Raw genomic sequence first — 16,042 nt, 5'->3', positions numbered from 1 at the left:
GTCAATCCCCCCGAACCAAGGTGTGGAGCATGAGGGCGCGCGAGATGGCGCCGAGGAAATTGTCGTCGTCGTCGACGACCGGTACCGGCCATTCGCTGTCGGCGACCAGGGCGAGCAGGGAATGGATCGGCGCCGCGGCGTTGACCGTGCGGACGCCGGGCAGGAAGGCATTGACGAAGCGCGGCTGCGGTCCGTTCAGCTCGCGTTCCAGCGTCGCCCGCGAGACGATGCCTTCGAAGTGGCCTTCCGGGGTGCGGACATAGCCGAAATTGTGGTTGTTCTCGCGCAGCTGCTGCAAGGCAGGAGCCAGTTCGCCGGGCAGGCGGATGACCGTGTTGGTCGCCTCGAACCGCGCCACGTCGCCGGCCCGCAGCACCTTGGAGGCATCGACGTTGCGGAAAAAGGAGCGGACGTAATCGTCGGCCGGACGGCTCAGGATCTCATAGGGCGTGCCGACCTGGACGATGCGCCCGCCTTCCATGATGGCGATGCGGTCGCCGATGCGCATGGCCTCGTCGAGGTCGTGGGAGATGAAGACGATGGTGCGCTGCTGTTCGCGCTGCAGACGCAGAAGCTCGTCCTGCATCTCGGTGCGGATCAGCGGGTCCAGCGCGGAGAAGGCCTCGTCCATCAGCAGGATGGTCGGGTCGTTCGCCAGCGCGCGGGCAAGGCCGACGCGCTGCTGCATGCCGCCCGACATCTCGCGCGGGTAGCGGTGGGCGTAGGTGCCCAGCCCCACCTGCTCCAGCGCCTGCTGGGCCGCCTTGTGGCGTTCCGCCTTGGAGGCGCCGGAGATTTCCAGGCCGAAGGCGGCGTTGTCCAGTGCGGTCAGGTGCGGCATCAAGGCGAAGGACTGGAAGACCATGCCCATGTTGCGGCGGCGGGCCTGGATCAGCTCGGCCTTCGACATGCTGACCAGATCCTTGCCGTCGAGCAGGATTTCGCCGCTGCTGGGCTCGATCAGCCGGTTCAGCAGGCGGATCATGGTGGATTTGCCGGATCCCGACAGCCCCATGATGACGAAAATCTCGCCGGCGCGGACCTGAAAGCTGGCGTCGAGGACACCGACGTTGACGTTCAGCTTTTCAAGAACCTCCGCCTTGCTGGCGCCCTGGCGCAGCATCGACAGGGCGGGCTTCGGATCGGCGGAGAAGACCTTGTAGACGTTCCGCACCTCCAGCCGGACCGCCGCATCCTCGCCGATGCCCGTCCTGGCCGCTCCGCGGGGAAAGCCCAGGCTGGCGGGACCGCCGACCGAAACCGTGCTTCGCATCATCGTGTTCATCGGCGTGCCTCCCCCGGGTTGGCGACAGCGTGACCTGTGGTACTGGGAGGGTCGTTTTGCATGGTTTTCATGGAAGCATTCCCTGTTCGACAAGGCTGTCGTAGATGGCCAGCGCCCCCGCTTCAGCTGTCGGGTTGACCAGCAGTTGGCCCTTTCCGCTCTTGCTCTCGGTCGCCGCCTTCAGCCGGTCCAGGGCCGAACCGCCGCGCTTCACGCGCATCAGCCTGGGCTTCGGGCGCCACGGCCGATGCTCGCACTCCGACAGGAAGAGATCGGCGGTCGCCTCAACCGTCACCGGTTCGATGACGCCGCGCCGCGCCGGGCCGAAGGCCGAGGCGCGGGCGGACGCGGCGGATGGATGGACGGTCGCCACAAAGCGGCCGGTGACGCTCAGCGCCCGCCGCTGTCCGCGCGGCAGCGCCTGGACGATGGCCGACTTGCCCGGCGTGGCGTCGGAAGTATCGGCCGGGCCGACCCGAACCACATCGGGAACCACGGCGGCGTCGAGGCCGCGCGCGATCAGATAGGGCAGCATGCCGCTGCCCTCCCCATCTTCCGCCTGCCGACCGGTCAGGACCAGCGACGGGGCGAGACGGCACAGATGGGCGATCAGCGGCTCGACCGGATCGCTTCCCTCCGGCAGGACCAGCAGCGTCAGCCGCTCCAGCCCCATGCCGAGATAGGCGCGCAACGCCTCACCGTCTGCGGCCGGCCCGGCATGAATCGCCGTCAGCCGCTTCGGGCGCAGCGCCAGCGCCATCTCCAACGCCTGCGCGTCGGTGGTGGCGCGGCGGGCACGGCCGGAGACGGGGTGGCGGCCGATGGACAGCAGGACTGCAATATCGGTCGTGGCGGCTTCAGTCATGGCGGCGCTCCCGGATCAGCCGGATCAGGGCGGGCATGACCGCCTGTGCATCGGCGACGACGGACAGGTCGGCGCGCTTGATCATCTCGGCATGGAGGTCGGTGTTGACGGCGATCACGTGGCGGACGCCGGTGATGCCCTGAAGATGCTGCGGCGCGCCGGCAATGCCGAAGGCAAGGTAGCAGCGCGCGCTGACCACGGTGCCGGAAGCGCCGACCTGCCGTTCGCGGGGCAGATGGCCGGCATCGCAGACCACGCGGCTGCCGGCACGGGTGGCGCCGAGCGCTTCGCCCAGATCGGCGAAGCTGTGCCAGTCGGTCACGCCATTGCCGGCGCTGAGGATGAAGTCGGTCTCCGACAGGGACAGGGCGTCGGGATCGACGGACATCCGGCGGACGCCGCCCAGGCGGGATAGGACCTCCTCTGCGACCACCGACGAAGTTTCAAGGTCGAGCGGCCGGGCCTCGTGCCGCACGCCGTCGAGTGGGGCGAAGGCGTCGGCCGCGACCGTCATCAGCCGGGTGGGGCGGTGCCCGGTCTCCAGCGAGCCGCCGGCGGACTGGCGGGTCGCGCGGTCGGGGGCGAGGCTCTGCACACCGGTGAACAGCCGCTCTCCCGCCGCCGCGGCGAGGCGCCGCGCCACGTCGGCGCCGTCCGGGCTGTCCGGGAACAGGATGTGGCGGGGCGACAATGCGGTCATCAGTGCCGAAGCGGCAGCGGCGCGCCGTTCCGGCACGTAATCGTCGGCCCAGTGGTTGGGCAGGGCGACATGGCGGTCGGAGCCGGCCTCAGCCAGCGCCTCGCCGGAACCGGTGCAGACGGTCACAACAGCACCGCCCCCCGCATCGGCGAGCAGGCGGGCGGCGGCGATCACCTGCCGGTCATGCTCGCCGATCTCGCCGCCGGGGCGGTCGAGCATGGCGATAACCAGATAGGCCGGCTCGGCGATCACCTTCAGCGGGATCATGGGAGCGGCGGCTATGGCGATGCCGACAGTTGCGGCGGTGGTGGGCGAAGTGGCGTCGCGCGTCCAGTCGTAGCGCGGGCGCGGCTGGCTCTGCACCAATGCGGCAGAGCGAAGGGCGCGCGGATCGCGGCGGCGCTCGTTGACGGCCGCAACGACCGGTTGGCGCAGCAGGCGCGGACGTTGGCCGGTCAGGATCGTGCGGGCGGCGCGCTCGGCTCGGGGATCGACGCGGCGGCGGATTTGGGTGGTGGTCATCGGGTGGTCTCCGTCGCGGCGAGCACCAGCTCGGCGATCTCCGCCACCTCCGGCCGGGGACCGACGACGCCTTCCAGCATCAGGGCGCAGTTGGGGCAGGCGACGGCGACCAGCGAGGCACCGGTTTCGCGGGCATGCTCCATGCGGACGTCGGGGATGCGGCGCTCGCCCGACACGTCGGTCAGCGGGGCGCCGCCGCCGCCGCCACAGCAGCTCGACCGCAGGCCAGCGCGCAGCATTTCCCGGCGCTCCACGCCGATGGCATCGAGCAGGACGCGCGGCGCCTCGATCTCTCCGTTGTAGCGGCCGAGATAGCAGGGGTCGTGGAAGGTGACGCTGCGCCCGACCGGCTTGGTCACCGTCAGCGCGCCGGCGGTGATCAGGTCCAGCAGAAGGGCGGTGTGGTGGACGACGGTCCAACTGCCGCCGAAGGCCGGATATTCGTTGCGCAGCGTGTGCAGAGCGTGGGGATCGGCGGTGACGATGCGATTGAGGCGGCGGGCGTTCAGCGTTGCAACGTTGCGGGTCGCCAGTGACTGGAAGGTCGCTTCGTCGCCCAGCCGGCGGGCCACGTCGCCGCAATCCAGCTCCTCCTCGCCCAGCACGGCGAAGTCCACCCTGGCGCGGCGCAGCAGAACAACCAGCGCCCGCAACGAGCGCTGGACCCGCAGGTCGAAGGCACCGTCTCCCACCCACAGCAGCGTGTCGCACGACCCGCCGGCCGCCAGCCGGGGCAGCGACAGGTCGGCCGCCCAATCCCAGCGCCGGGCGAGCGCACGGCCGCCTGGATTGTCGGTGGCGCGCAGTTCCTCCAGCATGACGGCGGCCTTGCCGGGAGTGGCCCCCAACTCCAGCGTCTGGAAGCGGCGCAGATCGACGACGGCATCCACATGCTCGATCATCATCGGGCATTCCTGCACGCAGGCGCGGCAGGTGGTGCAGGACCACAGCGTGTCGGGATGGATCATCGCGTCATACCCGACCAGCGGCAGCGCCGCCCCGCCATGGGCCTTGCCGACGCCGCGGCCGGGATGGGGATTGCCGGCATAGGCGGCGTCGCTGGCCTGTCCGTCCATGGCGGCGACCAGATCCTGGACCAGCTTCTTCGGGTTCAGCGGCAGGCCGGCGGCGTAGGCCGGGCAGGCCGTCTCGCAGCGCCCGCACTGGACGCAGGCGTCGAAACCGAGCAGGCGATTCCAGGCGAAATCGACGGGACGCTCGACGCCTAGCGTGCCCGGCTCAGTCTCCTCTGCCGGAGCGAGCGGCAGCGGCTTCAGCCCGGTGTCACGGCCTGCGCCATCATGAAAACGGGCCGGGCGGGGATGGAAGGCGAGATGCAGCGCTCCGTGCACCGCATGCTTCAGCGGCCCCTTCCACACGCCCCACACCAGATCGGCCAGCGCCACCCCGGCAGCCGCGATCAACACCAGCGCCAGCGCCTCCGGCATCACACCGCCCAGCGCCTGGTCGAGCGCCACCAGCAGCAGGCAGCCGGAAAACCCCAGAAGCGACAGGGGAAGGCGGGCGAAGCGCCCCTGAGACAGCTCGCGCGGGCGCAAGACCCGGCGGCGATACCGGACCATCAGGGCGCCGGCCAGCATGACCGCCAGCACCACCGCCAGCAGCAACCAGAGCGCGCGCGATCCACCGAAGGCGACGCCCATCGCCACCAGCAGCGCCAGCGCCGCGAGGAAACCGCCGGCGACCAGCGCATGGAAGCGGGCGTTGAACGGCGTCCGCCCCACGACATGGTGGACATCGACCAGATAGCGGCCAGGGAGGGCGCGCAACCCGGCGACCACGCCAACCGCCGCCGGCCGTCCGGCCAGCCAGCGCCGCGACTGCCAGACGGCCAATGCCGCGCCGATGACGAGGACGGCAAGGACGACGGTGGTGAGAGCGGTGGCGATCACGTCGGACGGCTCCTGTCGCTTGGCTGGGGGCGCTGGGCGGGGTAGGGGTGTCAGATGTCCTTGCAGAGACGGGCGGCGTCGTAGATGGCTGCGTGGATGTTGCGGCCGGCGACCGCATCGCCGATGCGATGCAACGTGTAGCCGCCATGGCCGTTGGCCTGCACCGGTTGCGGCCGGCCGGCGATCAGGCTGTCCAGGTCGGTTTCGCCGCGGTTCAGCGACAGGTCCTTCAGATCGAAATAGAGGCCGTCGTTGGGCAGGGTGCCCAGCTCCACCACGATCTGATCGACCAGCCGCTCCTCCTCCTCGTGGGTGTATTCGTTGCGCAGGACGGCGACACGGCGGTTGCCCTCCGGGTAGATTTCCACGAGCTGGTGGTTGGTGGTCATCACCACGTTCAGTTTGTACAGCTCGCGCAGATGGATCGGCTGGTTGGTGGTGCCGACCTCCTCCGCGACCATGCGGTCGGGGGTGGCGATCTCCACCAGAGCACCGCGCTTCGCCATGAACTCGGCGCAGGAGGCGCCGTGATGCTGGCCGGTGCCGTCATACATCAGGACGGTCCCCGTCGGCTCCACCGCGCCGGTCAGGATGTCCCAGGTCGACACCGCCAGATCGGCACCCTTGAAGTCGCCGCGGTTGGGACGGCCGCCGGTGGCGAGGATCACCACATCGGGGCTCTCGGCCTCCACGGTGGCGCGGTCGGCCTCTACCCCCAGCCGGACATCGACGCCCAGCTTGGTGACCTGTTGGGACAGCCAGCGGGTGATGCCGCTCATCGCCTCGCGCCAAGTCGCCTTGGCGGCGATGCCGATCTGGCCGCCGGGGGCGGCGTTGCGTTCGAGCAGCACGACCGAATGGCCGCGCTCGGCGCAGACACGGGCGGCCTCCAGTCCGCCGGGGCCGCCGCCGACCACCACCACGCGGCGCTTGCGCTCCGCCTTCGGGATGACATGCGGCATGCTGCGCTCGCGGCCCGTCGCGGCGTTCTGGATGCACAGCGCGTCGCCGCCGACATAGATGCGGTCGATGCAATAGCCGGCGCCGACGCACTGGCGCACATCGTCCAGCCGCCCTTCCATCAGCTTGCGCACCAGATGCGGGTCGGCGATGTGGGCTCGGGTCATGGCGACCATGTCGACATGGCCTTCCTCCACCGCGCGGGCGGCGGTGGCGAGGTCGGTCACGCGCTGGGCATGGAAGACGGGAATGCCGGCCTCGCGCTTGATGCCGCTGGCCAGATGCAGGAAGGGGGCGACCGGAAAGGACATGTTGGGCAACGAGATGGCATGCGCCAGATGGTCGCGCGCCTGCCCGCCCAGCACATTCACGAAGTCGATCAGCCCGCGTTCGGCATAGGTGCGGGCGATGGCGATGCAGTCCTCGTGGCTGAGACCGTCGTCGATCAGCTCGTCGCCCGACATGCGCATGCCGATGACGTAATCGTCGCCGACCTCGGCACGGATCGCCTCGAACACCTCGATGCCGAAGCGCATGCGGTTTTCCAGGCTGCCGCCATACTTGTCGGTGCGCCGGTTGGCCGAGGGGCTCCAGAACTGGTCGATCAGGTGGCCGTGGGCTGCTGACAGCTCGAAACCGTCCAGCCCGCCTTCCTTGCAGCGGCGGGCGGCGGCGGCATAGCCGGCGATGATCCGCTTGAAATCGAAATCCTCCATCTCCTTTGGCGTGTTGCGGTGCGCCGGCTCGCGGGCGGCCGAGGCGGAGACGGTGGGCAGCCAGTTCTCGGTGTCCCAGCGGGTGCGCCGGCCCATGTGGGTCAGCTGGATCATCAGCGCCGCGCCGTGGCGGTGCACCCGGTCGGAGAATTCACGGAAAAAGGGGATGACGCTGTCGTCGGCGACTGAAATCTGGTTCCACGGCGCCGCCGGGCTGTCCACCGCGACGGAGGAGGAGCCGCCGAACATCGTCAGGCCGATGCCGCCCTTGGCCTTTTCCTCGTGGTAGAGCTGGTAGCGTTCCTTCGGTTTGCCTTCGGACCCGTAGCCCGGCGCGTGGCTCGTGCTCATCACGCGGTTACGGATCGTCAGATGCTTGATCTGCAGAGGCTTCAGAAGGGCTTCGGCGGGTGAGGACATGGCAGGAACGATCCCCAGTATTGAGCCTGCCAAGAATTCACCATCGGCGCGATTGTCGCGTTGCCCCCCGCGACCGGGAATTACCTTTTTGCGACAGGCGGGAAACGGGAGGGCACCGGCCGAACAAGCATATGAATTTTCTCGAAAATTGGCGCGTATCTGCCCCGTCAGTCGACTTGCGCGGTGTCCCGCGCCATCGGCTCCGGATCTTCGAAAAGGCGACGGTCGGGCAGAAGGGAGTTGGCGTTGGTGCGCCGGAAGGCGGCGAGAGGCGAGACATGCGGGTCGGCCTCCGCATCCGGCACGGCGGTGCGGCGCACGTCGGACGGCGAAACGCCGAACAGCTCCCGGAACTGGCGGGAGAAATGGGCGCAGTCGGCGAAGCCGGCCTCGTTCGCGATGGCGGTGACCGACCGCTTGGTGTTGCGCAGCAGCCAATGACCATAGCGCAGGCGAAGAGCCCGGTAATAGGTGGCCGGGCTGGTGCCCACCGCCAGCCGGAACAGCCGTTCGAACTGCCGGGTGCTGACATTCAGCCGGTGGACGATTTCCTCCACCGACAGCGGATCGCTGATGTGCTGCTCCATCAGCAGCAGGGCACGGCGGACCCGGTCGTTGGTGATCTCCACCACGGTCGGAGGCTGCGGCTGAGACTGGCTGGCGGGACGGGCCTTGTCGATCAGCAGGATGTGCATGGTCTTCTGGGCGGTGGCGCGGCCCAGATGGCGTTCGATCAGGAAAGCGGCCAGATCGGCCACCCCGGCGCCGCCCGAACAGGTGATGCGGTCGCGGTCCACCACATAAAGCTGGTCGGCTACCGGCACCAGATCGGGAAATTCCTCGATGAAATCGCGGTGATGATACCAGCTGACGCAGCAGCGCCGGTTCTTCATCAGGCCGATGCGGCTCAGCACGAAGCTGCCGGTGCAGACGCCGACCAGGGTCACGCCATAGGATGCCGCGGCGCGCAGATAGGCCAGCGTCTCGTCGTCCAGCTGTGGTCCGCCATGCAGCAACCCACCCACCACGACCACATAGTCGAAGCGGCGGGGGTCGGTCAGCGGCTCCCAGCGGGCAACGCCGATGCCGCAGCTGGACATAACCGGCTCGGCCCGCGACCCCATGATGGTCCAGCGGCAGCGGATCTGCCGTGACCAGTCGCCCTCGTCGGCCGCCAGCCGCAGGGCGTCGATGAAAGGGGCAAGCGCCGTCAGGGTGAAATTGTTGGTCAGGATGAACCCGACCGACAGAAGCGCGCGTTCCTCCTGCCGGGGGGCGGGACCGCTACCGCCAAACCGGCGATATTCCACTGTCTTCCCCACCAGGACACCCTCCCAGTCCGACGGCCCCCGCTTGACGGCCATCTTCCATCCTTCGGAATGCTAGCGTCAGCGGCCTGCCCCCGGAAGACAATTCATTGGCGATGCTTCTAACGCTCCACCACCAGATCGCTGGTGGGACGGCTGCAACAAAGCAAGATCAACCCCTGGTCGATTTCCCGTTTGCGGATGCCGCCGGTGTGGTTCATTTCCACCGTGCCGGAAATCAACTTTGTCTTGCAGGTCCCGCACAGCCCGCGCGAGCAGGATGTCGGAACGCGGATGTCGGCCGCCGATGCCGCATCGGCCACGGCCATGTCCGGCAGGCAGGTGAAGACCTTGCCGGTCTTGGCGAATTCGATGCGGAATCCAGCCGCTTGCAGCGCGTCCTCGATTGGGGCGTTTTGCACCGGTGCGTCCTGGGGCGGTTCCCCGGCGGCCAAGTCGGCCACCAGCTCTTGGAAATTGAAGCTCTCCTGATGGTAGCGGCTCATGTCGAAGCCGCCCTCTTCCAGGAAGGCGCGCACCGCCTTCATGAAGGGACCGGGGCCGCAGACATAGACTTCCCGCTCCAAGAAGTCCGGCGCGATCAGGCCTAGCATCGGCAGCGACAACCGGCCGGTGAAGCCGGCCCAATGAGCCTCGGTGCCGATGCCCTCGCAGACATGGGCGACGCGCAGGCGTCGTCCGGGGCCGGTCAGCGCGTCCAGTTCACGGCGGAAGACGATGTCGGCCGGGGTGCGGGCGGCGTGGACGAAGACGATGTCGTGATCTTCGCCGAGATCGTCGAAGGTCCGGGTCATCGACATCAGAGGCGTGACGCCGCTGCCGCCGGACAGGAACAGGAACTTGCGCGGCGTCTCGGATTCGCCGGGGGTGAACTCGCCGAGCGGCCCGACCGCGCGGATGGTGTCGCCCGGCTTCATGGTGTCGTGCAGCCAGTTCGACACCGGGCCGCCGGGCACCCGCTTGACGGTGATCGAGAGCCGGTGCGGCCGGGCAGCGGAAGAGGAGACGGTGTAGCTGCGGTGAATGGTTTCGCCGCCGATGGGCAGTTCCAGCGTGATGAACTGGCCCGGCCTGAACCGGAACAGGCAGGGTTGCCGCGGTGCGAAGATGAAGGTCTTCACATCGTGCGTTTCGTCCCGCACCGCCCGGCACACCAGCGTGTCGTCGGTTTCGGGATCCCAGTTCCGGACCGGAGGCAGAGCCGCATCCTGCTGCATCGTCATCTCTCTTCCTGAGCCGTGTCGCCTTGGTCACAAACTGCGCAGCGTCATTCGGCGGCGACGCTCACCGCAGCCTGCTTGCCCAGCAGATGCTCGGCCATGCGGCCGACGTACCATTCCGTGAACTTCTCGACGAGCGGCTCGGTGTAGGGCGAATACGGGCCCGGTTCGTAGGCGGGGCTGATGGCGCCGTTGTGCGAGATTTCGACCAGATCGGCGTCCTGCTGGTTGGTCGCCTCCCACACTTCCGTCAGGCGGTTCAGGTCGTAATCGACGCCTTCCACCGCGTCCTTGTGGACCAGCCAGCGGGTGCGCAGCAGATTGCGGTCGGGACCGAGCGGGAACACCGAGAAGGTGACGATGTGGTCGCTCATGAAGTGGTTCCAGGAGTTCGGCTGGGTCCAGAAGGACAAGGCACCCAGCTTGCGCTCGGCGATCGACCCCAGCAGCTTTTTGGAGGCGCTGCGCGTGTCCTTGGTGTGGGCCTCGCCGGCACCGTCCAGCGGCAGCCGCTCGGCGCGGAAGCCGGTGGTGTCGGTCAGATGCTCGATCTCGCGGCTGGGGAAGCCCGAGGCCTCCCAGCCGGTGTGGCAGGATTTGACCAGAGCATCGTATTTGGCGGCATGTTCCATCCGCTTCGGATTGGTGCCGTCGGGGGCGAAGCCGAAGCCGTATTCGAACAGCGGGATGGTCAGTTCGGGGTGATTGCCGACGCAGTGGTAGCATTCACGATTGTTCTCCATCGTGAGCTTCCAGTTGCCCTTCTCGATCAGGTCGACGGTCTTGGCGATCTTGCAGTTCTTCAGGTCGTGCGGAAGGATGTAGGGCTCGATGGCCGCCGCCATGCGGTCGATGTCGTCCGGCGCCTCTTCCGCCAGGCAGATGAAGATCAGGCCGCCGACTGAGCGGATGTGGACCTTTTTCAGGTTCCGGCACTTCCGGTCGAAATCGTTGCCCATATGCTCGGCGAACAGAAGTTCGCCATCCTGGCCGTAGGTCCACTGGTGATAGCTGCACACCAGATTGCCGACGGAAGTCTTCTCCTTCAGGACGATGCGCGCGCCGCGGTGGCGGCAGACATTGTGAAAGGCGCGCAGTTCCATGTCGTCGTCGCGCATGACGATGACGGACGTCTTGCCGATGTCCACCACCATCACGTCGCCCGGCTCCGGCACATCCGGTTCCACACCCACATGCAGCCAGTGGCGCCCGAAGATGATTTCCATGTCCAGCTTGAAGATCTCGTCGCTGGTGTAGAACGGCGCCTCCAGGCTGTGACCCTTCTTTCGGCGCTTCAGCAGGGCTTCTATGGAAATCTCGGACGCCATGGTGGTTGACCTTCTGCGGGAGTGGGCCAGCGGGAGTTGGGCAATGCGTTCGTGGAGCCGCTTCAACCTTGAACGGGTTGTGATTTTCTCGATTCCACGACCCACAGCCTGCCGCCGGCCGCGGCGCGTCGCGTTCTGGAATGCGACATCAACTTTAAAAAGGCCGACAGGACATCCTGTCTTTTTGCGCATGCCGGGCTGGGGACAATGATCGGTTTGCGACAGGCTGCGAATGGTCGGGCCGGCCAGTCGGTTCGTCCGGGCGGGCGCTGTGCGGAGTTGTCGCAAATGCGATACGAACTGCCGCTGTGATGAAGGTTTTTTGCTTTCAAGGCCGGCATTCTTCCTCAATCAGCACTGATGCCAGCAAAGGTTCGCATCGGTTGGAAACAGCTTTCCGCTCAATGCCGGAAGGCGGTCGGTCACCCGTTTCCATGGATGCCAACCCGTCACGCGACCGCAGTAACCGGTAGGTCGGAGATGACCTGCCGGGCCACGCGCACGCATCCGGTTCAAGTCCCGGCACGGCGGATCGGCAAATCCAGGCGGAAGAGCCCAAACAAACGACCTAACAAACAACACGAGGAGGCTTCTTGATGAAAATCTTCGGTAAAGCCTTGGGCATGCTGCTGTCGGCGGCCATGACGGTCGGTCTGGGGACCTCTGTGACCGCCATCCCGGCGCAGGCCGCGGAGAAGTCGATCAACATCGGCTGGACCGCTTGGTCGGATGCCGAGGCGGTGACGAAACTCGCCAAAGCGGTGATTGAGGAGCGGTTCGGCTACAAGGTCGAACTGACCATGGCCGACATCGGCATCCAGTATCAGGGCATCGCCAGCGGCAAGCTGGACGCGATGCTGATGTCCTGGCAGCCGCTGACCCACAAGCCCTATCTCGACAAGGTCGGCAAGGACATCGTCGATCTCGGCCCGCTCTACACCCGTGCCCGCCTGGGCTGGGTGGTGCCGGACTACATCCCCGTCGATCAGGTCAAGACCATTGAGGATCTGAAGAAGCCGGAGGTGCAGAAGCAGCTCGGTGGCAAGATCCAGGGCATCGATCCGGGATCGGGGTTGATGCAGGCGTCGGAAAAGGCGCTGAAGACCTACGATCTGAAGGGAGTGCAGCTGGTGTCGGCCAGCGACGCCGCGATGCTCGCCGCTCTGGAGCGCGCCATGAAGCGCAACGAGTGGATCGTCGTGACCAGCTGGAGCCCGCACTGGATGTTCGCCAACTGGAAGCTGCGCTATCTGGAGGATCCGAAGGGCGCGCTCGGTGGGCTTGAAAGCGTGAACGCCGTCGTCCGGAAGGGCTTCTACCAGGATCATCCGGAAGTCTACGAGTTCCTGAACCGGATGGTCCTGCCCATCGGCGATCTGGAAGCGATGATGCAGGAAGCCCGCCAGACCAGCTATGAGAAGGCGGTCGACAATTACATCAAGAACAACAAGACCCGGATCGACTACTGGGTAACCGGCAAGCTCTGATCCGCAGCCGGGTGCCCTTTCCCGCGCCATTCCCGGCACTGTCGATGGAGGCGGTCCGTTCTCAACGCGCAAACGCGTGACGGACGGCCGTCTCCAGCCATTCCCGTTTCCAGTCCTTCCCAGTCCTTCCACGATCGGGGGCGCCGATGAACTCGCCAGCTCACCCGCAGGGCACCTCGCCGGCCGGCACCGGGATGGTGTCGGTTACGGGACTGTGCAAGCTGTATGGCGGCAATGCCGTCCGCGCCTTGACCCTGCTGCATGCCGGGAGGGGCCACGCCGACATTCAACGGGAAACCGGTGCGGCGGTGGCTGTCGCCGACGTTTCGTTCGGTCTTGCGGCCGGCGAAATCCTTGCGGTTCTCGGGCGGTCCAACTCCGGCAAATCCACCCTGATCCGCATGGTGAACCGTCTGGTCGAACCGACTTCGGGCATGGTGTGCCTGAACGGGCGCGACATGGCGGCGATGAAGCCGGCCGAACTGGTGGCCGCCCGCCGCGACAGCATGACGATGACCTTCGGCGCCGTGGCGCTGATGCCCAACCGCAGCGTTCTGGAGAATCTGGCGTTCGGGCTGGAGGTCGCCGGTTTGCGCCGGCGTGAGCGTCAGGACCGCGCCCTGGCCGTACTGACGCGTATGGGGCTGGCCCATCTGGCCGACCGGCGTCCGCTTGAAATTCCGTCCGAGGCGCGGCTGCGGATCGGACTGGCGCGGTCCCTGATCGGCGATCCGCCCTTGCTGCTGATGGATGCTCCCTTCGCCGGGGTCGATCCCGTCCTGCGGCTGGAGCTTGAGGCGGAATTCCTCGACTGGCAGCGGGCGCATCGGCCTGCCGTGCTGTTCACCACGCAGGACCCGGACGAGGCGATGCGGATCGCGGACCGGATCGCCTTCATGGAGAACGGCCGCTTCGCGCAGGTCGGCACGCTAAATGAGATTCTGGAGACCCCCGCGAACGACCATGTCCGCTCCGCCTTCCAGGATATCGCGGCACGGCGGCGCGAGCGCCAGCGCTCCGTCCAGCTGGAGGAACTGATTTCCCATTTTGAACGGACGGCGATGGAGGGGTTGGACACGGTGGAATTCGTCGGCGGGAGCACTCGACGGCACTGCGCGCCAGCTGACCGGCATCATCGACCGCACCAACGAGCAGGCGGGCGAGACCGTGGTGGCTGCGGAGCAGATCGCAAGCAACGTCCAGTCCGTTGCCGCATTGGCCGACGAGACCTTTCGGTCCTTGGGGGAAATCCGTCTCCGCATCGACGATTCCACCCGCATCGCCCTGGCGGCGGTCGAGGAGGCCCGCAAGGCCGACCAGTCGGTGCACAGCCTGCGGCAATCGGCCGACGGCATCGGCAACGTCGTGCGCATCATCGACGAGATCACCGGACAGACCAATCTACTGGCGCTGAATGCGACCATCGAAGCCGCCCGCGCCGGCGAGGCCGGCAAGGGCTTCGCTGTGGTTGCGCAAGAGGTGCGCCAGTTGGCAAGCCAGACCGCCAAGGCGACGCAGGATGTCTCGCTCCGCATCCAGGCGATGCAGGACGCGACCGGCAACGCCGCCCAGGCCTTGCAGAGCATCACCGCCGTGATCGAGGAGATCGGCACGATCTCGCTGGCCATCGCCAAGTCGATGGAGGCGCAGGCCGCCGCGTCGGCCACCATCCATGCCAGCATCGACCAGGCGGCATCCGGGGCCGGCGTGGTCGCGCGCAACGCCCGGCACGTCACCGGCGGCGCCCGCGACACCGAAAGCGCCACGCGTCACGTCCTGTCCGCCGCCGCCGACCTCGCCGGCCAGAACCGTACGGCTGCGCGGCAGCATCGAACAGTTGCTGGACGGCATCCGCACCGGGTGACCGGTTCCACCACCCTTTCTCAAGAGAGCAGAAATCCCATGAGCAATCCGCTGTTCCGTGTCGGCGAGGCCACCGTCTTCGCCAAGGAAGGCCAGTTCACCGACGCCATGCCGGAAATCGTGATCGGCACGGTCGACGGTCCGGCCGGCCATGCATTCGCCACCATGATGGGGCAGACCGCCGGCCATACCCGCATGTTCGCGGTGCGGGACTGCAACCAGATGGTCCGCCCGGCCACCATGATGGTGTCCAAGGTGACGATGAAGTCCAGCGCCTATGTCGACCTGTTCGGCGGCGTCGTCCAGGCCGCCACCGCCGATGCGGTGCTGGACTGTGTCATCGACGGCCTTCTGCCGCGCGACGGGATCAACGACCTGTGCATTTTGGTGATGGTCTGGATCGATCCCCGCTGCGCCACCGACGCGAATCTCGACCGTGCCGATCTCTATCGCACCAATTACGAGGCGACCAAGATCGCCATCGGCCGGGCGATGCGCAACGAACCCACCATCGAAGAACTGATCGAGAACCGGCACAAGGTTCGCCACTTCATGCTGGATCCGCAGGAGTAAGAACTGGTCCCGACGCGGCCAAGGAGCCGAGGGCTCTTTGCTGCCGGGGCTTCTGCTACCGGTCCCAGTTGCGGACGATGGCGTCGAGGGTGCCGTCCGTCTTGAGTTTTTCATAGGCCGCACGCAGCCGTTCAGCCTTATCCGCCCGAGCCTTCGGCACCGAAATGTAGCGCGGCACCATCGCCAGAGGCTTGGGCAGGATCTTGACCGACGCGGTACGGCCTTCGCTGTCGGCCAGATATTTGAGCACCTGCAAATCGCCGGCGATGGCATCGACACGGCCGAGAAGCAGGCGCCGGAACGAGAACGACGCTGCTGCTGCTGGGAACCCTCTCGAAGAGCTGCGACTTGTCGAACTCGGGCGTGTATTCGAAGCCTTCGACGACACCGACCCGCAGCCCCCGCAAATCCTCGATACCCGTGTAACCGATGTCCGAATTGCTGCGGACCATCAGAACGGTCGCCCCGACCCGGTAGGGACCGATCAGATGACCGCGTTCCAGACGCCGCGGCGAGGTGAAGAACTGGAACGCGACATCCACCTCGTTCTCGTCGTGGGCGCGCACCACCTCCGGCCAGGTCATCGGACGGTGAACCGGATACACGCCGATTTCCTTCAGCATCGCTTCGACGATCTCGGTGTCCATTCCCGTCCGCTTGCCCCGCAACGTGAAATTATAGGGCGGGAAGAAATCCTCGGAAGCGACGAGCCAGTTCTCGGCACGGGCCGGGACCGCTTTGAAAATCAGCGCGGCAACCAGCAACGTCGCGACGCATCCCACGACAGTGCCCAGCGCCCTCATGATCGGTGCCGTCCGCTTCGCGGAATTGGGAATACTGGAAACAGGAACCATCGATCTCG

Annotated in this window: 11 protein-coding genes and 1 pseudogene; 3 read left to right on the top strand and 9 right to left on the bottom strand. The window is 66.9% G+C overall.

What is annotated here, in order from left to right; translation table 11 throughout:
- Position 1: 1 nt before the first annotated feature.
- The 8 genes from proV to ACWPN3_RS11605 form a co-directional block, all read right to left on the bottom strand.
- Positions 2–1,285: a glycine betaine/L-proline ABC transporter ATP-binding protein ProV gene (gene proV / locus ACWPN3_RS11640; RefSeq protein WP_492242908.1), complete on the bottom strand. Its 1,284-nt coding sequence runs from the start codon at positions 1,283–1,285 to the stop codon at positions 2–4.
- 67 nt (positions 1,286–1,352) lie between these two features.
- On the bottom strand, positions 1,353–2,150 hold the full coding sequence (locus ACWPN3_RS11635) for an adenine nucleotide alpha hydrolase family protein (RefSeq protein WP_492242907.1): 798 nt from the start codon (positions 2,148–2,150) through the stop codon (positions 1,353–1,355).
- A complete protein-coding gene (locus ACWPN3_RS11630) occupies positions 2,143–3,372 on the bottom strand; it encodes an electron transfer flavoprotein subunit alpha/FixB family protein (protein WP_492242906.1) in 1,230 nt (409 codons plus the stop codon). The genes ACWPN3_RS11635 and ACWPN3_RS11630 overlap by 8 nt, the downstream gene beginning before the upstream one ends.
- Positions 3,369–5,285 (bottom strand): DUF3483 domain-containing protein, encoded by a 1,917-nt coding sequence (locus ACWPN3_RS11625; protein ID WP_492242905.1) that lies wholly within the window; start codon positions 5,283–5,285, stop codon positions 3,369–3,371. Before ACWPN3_RS11625 ends, ACWPN3_RS11630 begins: the two co-directional genes overlap by 4 nt.
- Before the next feature lie 50 nt (positions 5,286–5,335).
- Complete coding sequence (locus ACWPN3_RS11620) at positions 5,336–7,381, bottom strand: oxidoreductase (protein WP_492242904.1); 2,046 nt, start codon at positions 7,379–7,381, stop codon at positions 5,336–5,338.
- Between the two features lie 167 nt (positions 7,382–7,548).
- Positions 7,549–8,745 carry a GlxA family transcriptional regulator gene (locus ACWPN3_RS11615; RefSeq protein ID WP_492242903.1) on the bottom strand — a complete coding sequence of 399 codons (1,197 nt, stop codon included), beginning with the start codon at positions 8,743–8,745 and terminating at the stop codon, positions 7,549–7,551.
- A 65-nt stretch (positions 8,746–8,810) separates the two neighbouring features.
- On the bottom strand, positions 8,811–9,932 hold the full coding sequence (locus ACWPN3_RS11610; protein WP_492242902.1) for an FAD-binding oxidoreductase: 1,122 nt from the start codon (positions 9,930–9,932) through the stop codon (positions 8,811–8,813).
- Between the two features lie 44 nt (positions 9,933–9,976).
- Complete coding sequence (locus ACWPN3_RS11605) at positions 9,977–11,257, bottom strand: aromatic ring-hydroxylating oxygenase subunit alpha (RefSeq protein ID WP_492242901.1); 1,281 nt, start codon at positions 11,255–11,257, stop codon at positions 9,977–9,979.
- Positions 11,258–11,853: 596 nt separating this feature from the next.
- Here ACWPN3_RS11605 and ACWPN3_RS11600 point away from each other — a divergent pair.
- The 3 genes and pseudogenes from ACWPN3_RS11600 (at position 11,854) to fae (ending at position 15,180) form a co-directional block, all read left to right on the top strand.
- On the top strand, positions 11,854–12,744 hold the full coding sequence (locus tag ACWPN3_RS11600) for a glycine betaine ABC transporter substrate-binding protein (protein WP_109096722.1): 891 nt from the start codon (positions 11,854–11,856) through the stop codon (positions 12,742–12,744).
- A gap of 146 nt (positions 12,745–12,890) precedes the next feature.
- Positions 12,891–13,448: pseudogene (locus tag ACWPN3_RS11595) on the top strand (ATP-binding cassette domain-containing protein); the annotation flags it as partial.
- A 343-nt stretch (positions 13,449–13,791) separates the two neighbouring features.
- Positions 13,792–15,180, top strand: coding sequence for a formaldehyde-activating enzyme (gene fae / locus ACWPN3_RS11590; RefSeq protein WP_492261397.1), 1,389 nt, complete (start codon positions 13,792–13,794; stop codon positions 15,178–15,180).
- A gap of 137 nt (positions 15,181–15,317) precedes the next feature.
- Here the strand turns inward: fae and ACWPN3_RS11585 are convergent, their stop codons facing one another.
- Complete coding sequence (locus tag ACWPN3_RS11585; protein WP_492242899.1) at positions 15,318–15,983, bottom strand: substrate-binding periplasmic protein; 666 nt, start codon at positions 15,981–15,983, stop codon at positions 15,318–15,320.
- Positions 15,984–16,042 lie beyond the last annotated feature (59 nt).

Source organism: Azospirillum sp. UENF 111221 (assembly GCF_058780625.1).
Note: the sequence above shows the minus strand (reverse complement) of the source record. Positions and strands in the feature narration are given on the sequence as shown.